Origin of the sequence: Pseudomonas sp. SWRI179, from assembly GCF_014268705.1 — a bacterium.
Lineage (GTDB): Bacteria > Pseudomonadota > Gammaproteobacteria > Pseudomonadales > Pseudomonadaceae > Aquipseudomonas > Aquipseudomonas zanjanensis.
The window spans coordinates 24,600-35,379 of sequence record NZ_JABWRA010000061.1 but is presented as its reverse complement, the minus strand read 5'-3'; the positions used below and the strand labels follow the sequence as shown (position 1 = coordinate 35,379).

The window sequence follows — 10,780 nt, the reverse complement described above, 5'->3', positions numbered from 1 at the left end:
TGCACCAGCGGTTGCATTTACCACGGCGAATAAGACAGGTGCTGCTTCCTGGCCTGGGAGCCTTCTGTGGCGAGGGAGCTTGCTCCCGCTGGGCTGCGAAGCAGCCCCATCCAAAAGGCCACTCAATCCGCCTGAAACACCGCGCCGCCAGGTTTCAGGGCCGCTTCGCGCCTCAGCGGGAGCAAGCTCCCTCGCCACAAAGGTGTCTCCCCTGCTGAATCGCATTGGCCTATGCTTGGTCCCCTGAGCCATTTTCAGGGGAGTATCAAACATGACCCACTGGCCGCTGGATCAAACTTACGACTTCAACGGACACCCCATCCGCTATGCCATCCACGGCGATGGCCCGCCGCTGGTGTTCGTCCACGGCACGCCCTTCTCTTCCTACGTGTGGCACCGCATCGCCCCGCTGTTCTTCGCCACCCACCGGGTGCATTACTTCGACCTGCTGGGGTATGGCCAGTCCGCCCAGCCCGATGCCGACGTGTCCCTCGGTGTGCAAAACCATCTGCTTGCGCAATTGCTGGAGCACTGGGGCCTGGATTGCCCGGACGTGGTGGCCCATGACTTCGGCGGCGCCACGGTCCTGCGTACGCATTTGCTCAACGGCAAGGACTATCGCAGCCTGACCCTGATCGATCCTGTGGCGCTATCGCCCTGGGGTTCGCCCTTCGTGCAGCATGTCCGTCAGCACGAAGCGGCCTTCAGCGGCCTGCCCGACTACATCCAACGGGCCATCGTGCCGACCTATATTCGCGGCGCGATCAAACGGGACATCCCGGACGCCGAACTGGCGCCCTACGTGCAACCATGGCTTGGCGAACCGGGCCAGGCGGCGCTCTACCGGCAGATCGCCCAGATGGACGAGCGCTATACCCGCGAGGTCGAAAGCCTGTACCCGACCGTGCGCTGCCCGACCCAGATCCTCTGGGGTGAGGAGGACCAGTGGATCCCCATCGAGCGCGGCCGAGCCCTGCACCAACTGATTCCAGGGGCGCAACTGCACCCGGTGCCGAATGCCGGGCATCTGGTCCAGGAAGATGCGCCGGAAGCGGTGGTTGCGGCGGTGTTGCGGTTTCTGGCGTTGCGTTCCCCGACCTGAAGAACACTGCATTCCCCCTGTGGGAGCGGGCTTGCTCGCGAAGGCGGTGTATCAGTTATGAATACATCGGCTGACACACCGCCTTCGCGAGCAAGCCCGCTCCCACAAGGGAGAGATCGTAGGCAGAGAGAACTGTGTTCCAACTTGAATCACCACCGCACCGCTTTCGCCCCCTTCGCCCACCCAATCCCCAGGATTGTCTATAAATAACCTCACGCTCACCCGTTTGGCACGGCCGCTGCACGCTTGCGACATCCCCTCTTCCGCAAGGACCGCCACATGACTCAGAACGATCCGGGCAATGACTATCCCCTGAGCGAAGTACCGCTGCACGCGCGCAAGGGCCTGGCTTCCACGGCCATGGTGCTGCTGGGTTTCACCTTTTTCACCGCCACGATGTTTGCCGGTGGCAAGCTCGGCGTGGCGTTCAGTTTTGCCGAGATGCTCACGGTCATCGTCATCGGTAATCTGCTGCTGGGCCTCTATGCCGCCGGCCTGGGTTACATCGCCTTCAAGAGCGGACTCAATTCGGTATTGATGGGCCGTTTCTGTTTCGGCGAGGTGGGCAGCAAGCTCAGTGACTTGATCCTGGGGTTCACCCAGATCGGCTGGTATGCCTGGGGCACGGCGACAGCCGCGGTGGTGCTGGGCAAGTATTTCGAATTGGGCCAGGGCACGGTGCTGTGGCTGATGGTGCTGTTCGGCCTGGGGTTCTGTGCCACGGCCTATGTTGGTTATCGTGGCCTGGAAATTCTCTCGTATCTCGCCGTGCCGGCCATGATGTTGCTGCTGATGCTGTCGATGTGGGTCGCCACGGTGAAGGTCGGTGGCTTCGAGGGCTTGCTGGCGGTGGTGCCCACCGGCAGCCTCGATTGGTCCACCGCCATCACCCTGGTGTTCGGCACCTTCGTCAGCGGCGCGACCCAGGCGACCAACTGGACGCGGTTCTCCCGCTCGGCGAAGGTCGCGGTGCTGGCGAGCCTGATCGGTTTTTTCCTGGGCAACGGTTTGATGGTGCTGATCGGCGCCTACGGGGCCATCGTCTATCAACAACCGGACGTGGTCGAAGTGTTGCTGCTGCAGGGCTTCGCCATGGCGGCGATGGCGATGCTGCTGCTCAACATCTGGAGCACCCAGGACAACACTATCTACAACTTCGCCGTGGCCGGCTGCAACCTGCTGCGCACCCGCCGGCGCAGAGCCGTGACCCTCGGCGGCGCGGTGATCGGCACGTTGCTGGCGCTGCTGGGCATGTATGACCTGCTGGTGCCGTACCTGATTCTGCTGGGCACCGTGATCCCGCCCATTGGCGGGGTGATCATGGCCGATTTCTTCTTCCGCTGGCGCGGCCGTTATCCGCGCCTGGCCGAAGCCCGGTTGCCGGCGTTCAACTGGCCGGGGCTGGCGGCCTATGGGCTCGGCACGCTCGCCGCGTTCAATTCGCCGTGGGTCGCGCCACTGGTAGGAATCGCCACCGGCGCGCTAACGTATGTGCTATTGATCGGCGTAATGGGTACCCGCACCGCTGACGCGCCCCTACAAGACCTATAAAGGATTCGCCCGATGCACATCATCAACGCCCGCCTGCGCAACCGCGAAGGCTTGCATGAACTGCACCTGGAAAACGGCCTGATCGCCAGCATCGCCCGCCAGACCGAGGCCCCCAGCCTCGGCCCGGAAGACCTCGATGCCGGCGGCAACCTGGTGGTCCCGCCCTTCGTCGAACCGCACATCCACCTGGACGCCACCCTCACCGCCGGCGAGCCGCGCTGGAACATGAGCGGCACGTTGTTCGAAGGCATCGAGTGCTGGGGCGAACGCAAGGCCACCATCACCCAGGAAGACACCAGCACCCGCGCCAAGAAAACCATCCAGGCCCTCGCCGCCCATGGCATCCAGCATGTGCGTACCCACGTCGACGTGACCGACCCCGAACTCACCGCCCTCAAGGCAATGCTGGAGGTGCGCGAGCAAAGCCGTCACTTGATCGACATGCAGATCGTCGCGTTCCCCCAGGAAGGCATCGAGTCCTACCGCAACGGCCGCGAGCTGATGGAAGAAGCGATCCGCATGGGTGCCGACGTGGTGGGCGGCATTCCCCACTTCGAATACACCCGCGACCAAGGCGTCAGCTCGGTGAAGTTCCTGATGGACCTGGCCGAACGTACCGGGTGCCTGGTGGATGTACATTGCGACGAAACCGACGACCCGCATTCGCGCTTTCTCGAAGTGCTCGCCGAAGAAGCCCGCAGCCGCGACATGGGCGCCCGCGTCACCGCCAGCCACACGACGGCGATGGGCTCCTACGACAACGCCTATTGCGCCAAGCTGTTCCGCCTGCTCGGGCACTCGGGCATCAATTTTGTCTCTTGCCCGACCGAAAGCATCCACCTGCAAGGCCGCTTCGACACCTTCCCCAAACGCCGCGGTGTCACCCGGGTCAATGAGCTGCTCGAAGCCGGGATGAATGTGTGTTTCGGCCAGGACTCCATCGTCGACCCGTGGTACCCATTGGGCAACGGCAACATCCTGCGGGTGCTGGAAGCGGGGCTGCATATCTGCCACATGCTCGGCTATCGCAACCTGCAAAGCGCCCTCGACCTGGTCACCGACAACAGCGCCAAGACCATGAACCTGGGCGAGCGCTACGGACTGGAACCGGGCCGCCCGGCGAACTTGCTGATCCTTTCAGCGGACAGCGATTACGAAGTGATTCGCAGCCAAGGGTTGCCGCTCTACTCGATTCGCAATGGCGAAGTGCTGATGAAGCGGCAGATGCCGGTGGTGGAGTTTGCCCAGCAGCCAGGCTGACTGCCACAAGGGATCTTCAGTGGCCATGAGAGTTGTGTCCAATACCGATCCACTGTGGGAGCGAGCCTGCTCGCGATAGCGGTGGGTCAGTTGCATCAAGGTTGGATGTGCCACCGTCTTCGCGAGCAAGCCCGCTCCCACAAGGGGCCTTCGGTGATCACAAATGTTGTGTCCGACACTGGTCCACTGTGGGAGCGGGCTTGCTCGCGAAGACGGCCTCGGCCACACCGCAAAACGTCCAGAAGCGCTTATGGCACAAGCCGCGCCGCACCAAACAACCTGACCCGCACCAGCTCCCCCGCCTCTTCCTCCAACAAGATCGGCGCCGTACCGCCGGGCATCACCACCCTCACCGCCCCCGCCTTCACCCAACCCACCCGCCAGGCGGCACTGGCCACGGCGCTGGCGCTGGTGCCCGAGGACGCGGTAGGGCCTTCGCCCCGCTCAAACACCCGGGCGGCGATTTGCCCTTCGGCTTCGAGCCGGGCCCATTGCAGATTCACCCCCCTGGTGCATGGAACACCAGCCCCACCGGGCGCCGCATAAGCGATGCGGGTCAAGCCCCGTGACAGCGCCGCAGCACGCATCTGCGCATTGCTTGGCAACGCCTCGCCCCCCTCCACCAGCGTCACGCAATGCGGATTGCCCATGCTCACGAACTGACTGTTGCCCCACGCCGGGTCCAACCGTTCAAGCGCCGCCACACGGCTGACATCATGCTGGTTGAACATCACCCGCTCGACCTCCTGGGCGCCAACGGCCTGGGGCCCGAACAGCGGTTTGCCCAGGTCCAGCCAGAAACCTTGCACCCCTTCGAATCCAGCGGCGCGAACCGAGGTTTGCAGCGGTGACACGCCGTCGGGTTTATCGTGATGAACCTGCAGCACGCAATCACCAGGCGCCGCCATCAAGCCTTGTTCTTGCAGGGCCTGGGAGAAAATCGTCAAGCCATTGCCACTGCGCTCGGCCAATGTCCCGTCGGTATTGACGATCAACAGATCAAAGGGTGGCTCATTCTGGAACGGGCCAATCAGCAAACCATCACTGCGATGGGCCTTGGCATCCGGCGGCGCTTCGCCCGGCGCCCAGGCGCAGAAGGCGTGCACGACCGCCGTTGCCCAGGATTCGCGAGCCTGTGCGGCCTGGGCGGCTGACTGGGGCAGAGCAATGCCGTGATCACGCACCTGCTGCGGTGAAACGACCCCATAAATATTGCCGCGTGCGTCATAAAACTGCGTCATGGACCAGACCCAATATCAACCTGCAAGGACCGCTACTTTATGTCGGCAAAGGCCGGGGGAGCAAAGTTGGCTGGGCAACCCGGCCATTCCCGTCGGCACCTTGGGGTCGCGGTGCGGTCAGTGGATATGCAAGCATAGGCCCCCTGCCTGCATCACCGCACCGCACCGCACGAAAGCCAAGGACGTTTCATGACTGCCATCACGCCCCCGCCTACCTTTGTCCCCGGACGCCTGGAACAAATGTCCACCCGCATCGCCTATCTCATCGCCGGCATCGGCATCGCCGCCTGGGCGCCGCTGGTGCCTTACGCCAAGGTGCGGGCGAACCTGGATGAAGGCACCCTCGGCTTGCTGCTGCTATGCCTTGGGGTCGGGTCGATCCTGGCGATGCCGATTTCCGGCGCGCTGGCGACGCGGTTCGGCTGCCGTCGGGTGCTCAGCGGCGGCACGATCCTGATCTGCCTGGCGTTGCCGTTGCTGGCGACGATGACCTCCCTGCCCTGGCTGGTGGCTGCGCTGTTCCTGTTTGGCGCCGGGCTCGGCACCGTGGACTCGACCGTGAACCTGCAAGCGGTGATCGTCGAGCGGGCCAGCGGCAAGACCATGATGTCGGGTTTCCACGGCATGTTCAGCCTTGGCGGGATCATTGGCGCAGCCGGAGTGAGCGCCCTGCTCGGCCTGGGACTTTCGCCGCTGGGGGCGACGTTGGTGGTCAATGGGGTGCTGTTGGTGGCGTTGTTCAAGGCGGCGCCGCACCTGTTGCCGTATGGCAGTGAAAGCTCGGGACCGGCGTTTGCCATTCCCCATGGCGTGGTGCTGTTTATCGGCATCCTGTGTTTCATCGTGTTCCTGGCTGAAGGCGCGGTGCTGGACTGGAGCGCGGTGTTCCTGACCACCGAGCGCGCGGTGGATACCGCCTATGCCGGGTTGGGTTATGCCGCGTTCGCGCTGACCATGACCGTCGGCCGCCTGACCGGCGACGCGGTGGTGCATCGCCTGGGCGCCAGACGCGTGATCATCTACGGCGGGTCGATCGCTGCGGCGGGGTTCCTGCTGGCGACCCTCGCACCGATGTGGCAAGCAGCGTTGCTGGGGTATGCGTTGGTGGGCGCCGGCTGTTCGAACATCGTGCCGGTGTTGTACACCGCTGTCGGCAAACAGACCCTGATGCCGGAAGCGATCGCCGTGCCGGCCATCACCACCATCGGCTACGCCGGCATCCTCGCCGGCCCGGCGCTGATCGGTTTCGTTGCCCATGGCAGCAGCTTGAGCATTGCCTTCGGGCTGATTGCGCTATCGCTGGTGGCGGTGGCGGCCAGTGGGAAAGTGTTGAAGGTCTGAGGCCTGGCACCGCTTGTTGAGGCCTCATCCCATTCCCTGTGGCGAGGGAGCTTGCTCCCGCTCGGCTGCGAAGCAGTCGTAAACCTGTGGATGCGGTGTTCAGTAGGTTTTGGGGCCGCTTCGCGGCCCAGCGGGAGCAAGCTCCCTCGCCACAGGAGGGTATTGAGCTGCAAAAGCTGTTTTCAGCCCCTGGAATCTGGGTTCCAGATCAGAACCCCACACTCGCCTGCACAAAGAACGTGCGCGGTGCGCCGACGTAGATGCCCGAATTGTTGTCGCTGGAGCGGGTGTAGTACTGGTGGTCGAACAGGTTTTTCACCCCGGCGCCGACTTTCAGGTTCGACAGTTGCTCGCCGAAGTCATAGCCGGCGCGCACGTTCCAGAGCACATAACCCGGCATGTCGCCGTATTGCCCATCGGCGGTGCCATCGGTGATGTAGTCGCCGCTGAAGCTGCCATCGGCGTTCACGCTGTTGCCCGGTGAGCGTTGCTTGGACTGGGCGAAGGCGTCGAGGTTGTAGGTCCAGCGGTTGACCTCGTACCGCAGGCCCATGTTGGCCACCTGGCGGGAATAGAACGGCAGGTCACGGCCCTTGAAGCTGGGGATCTCACCTTCATACGTCGCCCGGGTGTAGGTGAAACCGGCGGTGGCGGTGAGGCCTTCGAGGCGAGGGTCGAGCGCGGCCATGTCGTAGTGCACGGAAGCTTCCAGGCCTTGGTGCTTGGTGGCGCCCATGTTGGTCCAGCCCACGTCGTTGCTGATGTATTGCAGCTCGTCGTCGAAGTCGATGTAGAACAGCGTCACTTCCCCGCCCCACACGTCATCGTTGTAACGCGTTCCGATCTCGTAGGTCTTGGCCTTTTCCGGGCTCAAGCCGTTGGCGGTGTTGTTGCCGTCGCCCCCCTGGCCGAGCTGGAAGTATTGCAGGCTGCCGAACGAGGTTTCGTAGTTGGCGAACAGCTTCCAGGCGTCCGACAGGTGATACATCACGCTCAGGGCCGGCAGCGGCTCGTTGCTGTCGATGCTGCGGCGTTTTTCCTGCACGGGACGGCCGGCGGTGTCGAGCACCGGACGGTCGTGCCATTCGGTGCTGATGCTTTCGAAGCGGATGCCCGGGGTGATGGTCCATTTGCCGACATCGATCTTGTCATCGATATACACCGCGTGGGCTTCAGTGCCGCCGGTACGGTCCTGGTAGACGTGGCCGTCGGAACCCGGGCCCACCACTGGCTGGTTATCCAGCAACGCCAGGCGGCTGGCTTCTTCGTGCATGCCTTCCTTCAAGTAGCGATAACCGACGCTGGCTTCCTGGGTGGTCGGCCCCAAGTCAAACACGTGGGAGACCCGAGGCTCGATGCCGAAGGTGTAATAGGTGCGCGGGTAGGACACCAGGTTGCGCTGATCCCGGGAGGCGATGGTGCTGCCACGGTAGCTGTCAGAGTAATAGGTCAGCACCTCGGCTTGGGTGCGCTCGTTGATCTCGCGGATCCACTTGAACGACACGTCCTTGCGCCGGCCGCTGAAGTTGTCCCAGTCGCGGACGGACTGGTACGGGTCCGCATCGTATTGGGCCTGGGTCAGGCCACCGGGCATGTCGGCCTTCGCGTCGTAATAGTGGAAATTCAGCGAGAAGTCGTCGACGTCGGTCGGTGCCCAATGGGTCTTGAGGATCACGTCGTCGATGTCGTTGCCGTTGTTGCTCTGGCGATAGCCGTTGCCGTTGACGCCCGAATACAACAGCGCCACGCCCAGGCCGTTGTCGGCAGTGCCACCGAGGAAGGCCGTGTCGATGTGCTTCCAACCACCGCGCTGGGAGGTTTCCAGGGTGGTGCCGATTTCACCGGTGGCTTTTTCCGGAATGGCACGGGTCACGAAGTTGATCACCCCGCCAACGTTCTGCGGCCCGTAGCGCACGGAACCGGCGCCGCGCACCACGTCGATGCTGTCCAGGTTGCCCGAGGAAATCGGCGCCATGGACAGTTGCGGCTGGCCGTAGGGCGCGAATGCCGCCGGTACGCCGTCGATCAACACCGTGGAGCGTGGCGACAAGCGCGAGGTCAGGCCGCGCACGCCGACGTTCAGGGAAATATCGCTGCCGCCGGTGCCGTTGGCGTCCTGGACCTGCACACCCGGTACGCGCCGCAGCACATCGCCGACATTCATGGCGCCCTGCTCCACCATCGCTTCGCGGCGGATCACCGTACGCGCACCGGCGTGGTTCTGCACCACCTCGGCATTGGCGTCGCCGAGCCAGTCACCGACTACCTGGATCTCAGTGGCACCCAGTTCCAGCGGGCCAGCGCTGGAGGCCGAGGGCGCCGGCAACACGGTCGCCGAACCATTATCGATCTGGTATTGCAGGCCGCTGCCCTGGAGCAATTGGCTCAAGGCTGCCTCCGGGGACAGGTTGCCGTCCACCGCCGGCGCTTGCTTGCCCGCCACCAGCTCGGGGCTGAAGAACACCTGCAACGCGGTTTGCTGGCCGAGCTGGCTCAAGGCTTGGCCCAACGGCTGCGCCTGGATGTGAATGGCGGTGGCGGCCTGGTCGGCGAACGCCTGGGGCACTGCGGCGCTGACCGCCAGGGTCAGGGCCAGCGGCAGCCAGCGTGCCGGGGTACGGTTGTGGTGTTTGGCGGTTTTTTTCACGTCGAACCTTGTCCTGTTGATCGCAAGAATACGCGTCTGTTAATGCAAACCAGTTGCAGTTGGACAAGAAGACGATGAACTCGGAAAAAACCTGAATTTATTTCGCAATTATTTCCTGGCTGCCGTCATCCAGCGTGCGCACGGCCACCGGCAGGATGTTCGGCAGCGCCTTGAGCAGTGCCTCGGGATCGTCGGCGCGGAACACGCTGGTCAGGCGCAGGTTGCCCACCGCCGCGCTGCCGACCCGCAGGGGCTGGGTGCGATAGCGGGAAACTTCTTCAACCACATCCTTGAGCGGCGCGTTGTCGAACACCAGTTTGCCGCTGCGCCAGGCGGTGAGCGCCTCGGCGTTGACCGCGTAAGGCGTGGCGACTTGGCCCTGGGCATCGATCTGGGTGCCCAGACCCGCCGTCAGGCTGACGAACCGAGCCGGGGGCGCGGCGCGTCCCTGGACCTTGACGCTGCCCTGCGCCACCGCAATCCGAGTCCTGTCGGCGTCACGGCGCACATCGAAGCGCGTTCCGGTCACCGTCACCTGGCCGTTGCCCGTCTCGACGGTGAAGGGCCGGCCCGCATCATGCTCGACCGTGAACAAGGCCTCGCCTTCGGCCAGTTCCACCCGGCGTTGACGGTGTGCGAATTCAATCCGCACGCGGCTGCGGCTGTTGAGGTCGATCACCGAGCCGTCCGGCAGGGCAATATGCCGACGCTCGCCGAAGGCGGTGGCGTATTCGCCGCTGTAGTCGGTGGAAGAACTCAAGCCGCTGAACAGCCCCAACCCCAGGGCTACCGCGAACAACCCGGCGGCGACGGCGTAGCGCAACAGCGGCCGACGCTTGGGACGTTCGGCAGGTGGTTCGCACAAGGCTTGCAGGCGTTCCTTGGGCAGCAGGTCGGTGGCGCTCCAGATGCCCTGGAGCAACTGGATTTCGTCGCGGTGGTTGGGATGTTCGTCCAGCCAGGCGTTGAAAGCCTGGCGCTCCTCGATACTCATGGCGGGCGCTTGCAAACGCACGAACCAATGCGCCGCCGCGTCGCGAACCCTGTCCTGCCCGCACGGGCATTCACGGCTATCCATCATGGAAGGTCCTGTGGCTCAGGTGAAAGAGGGCGACGGATCATTGGCCTGGTCCGTCCAGGCGATCGCGCAGATGCCGCAGGGTGCGGATCATATACTTTTCCACCATGTTTTTTGACAGGCCCAGGCGCTCGGCGATTTCCGCCTGGGTCAGGCCTTCGATCTTCTGCCAGACGAACACCGTGCGGCAGTTGGCAGGCAGCTCGGCAAGCGCCCGCTCGATGGAGTCCGCCAGTTGGATCGCGTGCATGAAATGCTCCGGGTCGCCCGAAAACGACTGACCAGGGTCGATGACAGCCTCTTCCATGGCCCCCCGTCGATCTTCGCGCCGATAGCCATCCACTGCAATGTTGCGCGCCGTCTGATGCAAATAGGCCCGCGGCAGCTCGACCCCGCTCGAATCGGCCTCAAGCACCCGTACGAAGGTGTCGTGGGCCAGGTCCTCGGCCTGCTGGCGATTGCGCAGGCGACGGGTCCAGGTGCCGATCAACTCTTCGTAATGCTCGAAAAAGCCGGGTCTGCGGGGCAGCTTGGGGGTCATCACGGCGCGCTGTGGAAAC

The 10,780-nt window shown here is 63.9% G+C and carries 8 protein-coding genes; 4 read left to right on the top strand and 4 right to left on the bottom strand.

The window, feature by feature from the left end:
• Positions 1-271: 271 nt before the first annotated feature.
• The 3 genes from HU767_RS25300 (at position 272) to codA (ending at position 3,913) form a co-directional block, all read left to right on the top strand.
• On the top strand, positions 272-1,102 hold the full coding sequence (locus tag HU767_RS25300; RefSeq protein WP_186708714.1) for an alpha/beta hydrolase: 831 nt from the start codon (positions 272-274) through the stop codon (positions 1,100-1,102).
• A 279-nt stretch (positions 1,103-1,381) separates the two neighbouring features.
• On the top strand, positions 1,382-2,653 hold the full coding sequence (codB, locus tag HU767_RS25295; RefSeq protein ID WP_186708713.1) for a cytosine permease: 1,272 nt from the start codon (positions 1,382-1,384) through the stop codon (positions 2,651-2,653).
• A 12-nt stretch (positions 2,654-2,665) separates the two neighbouring features.
• The gene (codA, locus tag HU767_RS25290) at positions 2,666-3,913 is read left to right on the top strand and encodes a cytosine deaminase (RefSeq protein ID WP_186730768.1); all 1,248 of its coding nucleotides are present in this window, start codon (positions 2,666-2,668) and stop codon (positions 3,911-3,913) included.
• Positions 3,914-4,161: 248 nt separating this feature from the next.
• Here codA and HU767_RS25285 read toward each other — a convergent pair whose 3' ends face one another.
• Positions 4,162-5,154 carry a diaminopimelate epimerase gene (locus HU767_RS25285; protein ID WP_186730767.1) on the bottom strand — a complete coding sequence of 331 codons (993 nt, stop codon included), beginning with the start codon at positions 5,152-5,154 and terminating at the stop codon, positions 4,162-4,164.
• A gap of 189 nt (positions 5,155-5,343) precedes the next feature.
• Between HU767_RS25285 and HU767_RS25280 the strand changes: the two genes are divergently transcribed.
• Positions 5,344-6,495, top strand: coding sequence for an MFS transporter (locus tag HU767_RS25280; protein WP_186730766.1), 1,152 nt, complete (start codon positions 5,344-5,346; stop codon positions 6,493-6,495).
• Between the two features lie 208 nt (positions 6,496-6,703).
• On the opposite strand, the gene HU767_RS25275 is transcribed toward HU767_RS25280, so the two are convergent.
• From HU767_RS25275 to HU767_RS25265, 3 genes are all read right to left on the bottom strand, one after another.
• Entirely contained in the window at positions 6,704-9,142 is a 2,439-nt protein-coding gene (locus HU767_RS25275; protein ID WP_186730765.1) for a TonB-dependent siderophore receptor, read from the bottom strand.
• A 97-nt stretch (positions 9,143-9,239) separates the two neighbouring features.
• Positions 9,240-10,223 (bottom strand): FecR family protein, encoded by a 984-nt coding sequence (locus HU767_RS25270; protein WP_186730764.1) that lies wholly within the window; start codon positions 10,221-10,223, stop codon positions 9,240-9,242.
• A 37-nt stretch (positions 10,224-10,260) separates the two neighbouring features.
• Positions 10,261-10,761, bottom strand: coding sequence for a sigma-70 family RNA polymerase sigma factor (locus tag HU767_RS25265; protein WP_186708703.1), 501 nt, complete (start codon positions 10,759-10,761; stop codon positions 10,261-10,263).
• Positions 10,762-10,780 lie beyond the last annotated feature (19 nt).

Coding starts and splice junctions, on each gene's coding strand:
- HU767_RS25300 (WP_186708714.1), top strand. CDS start 272: ATGACCCACTGGCCGCTGGATCAAACTTACGACTTCAACGGACACCCC.
- codB (WP_186708713.1), top strand. CDS start 1,382: ATGACTCAGAACGATCCGGGCAATGACTATCCCCTGAGCGAAGTACCG.
- codA (WP_186730768.1), top strand. CDS start 2,666: ATGCACATCATCAACGCCCGCCTGCGCAACCGCGAAGGCTTGCATGAA.
- HU767_RS25285 (WP_186730767.1), bottom strand. CDS start 5,154: ATGACGCAGTTTTATGACGCACGCGGCAATATTTATGGGGTCGTTTCA.
- HU767_RS25280 (WP_186730766.1), top strand. CDS start 5,344: ATGACTGCCATCACGCCCCCGCCTACCTTTGTCCCCGGACGCCTGGAA.
- HU767_RS25270 (WP_186730764.1), bottom strand. CDS start 10,223: ATGATGGATAGCCGTGAATGCCCGTGCGGGCAGGACAGGGTTCGCGAC.
- HU767_RS25265 (WP_186708703.1), bottom strand. CDS start 10,761: ATGACCCCCAAGCTGCCCCGCAGACCCGGCTTTTTCGAGCATTACGAA.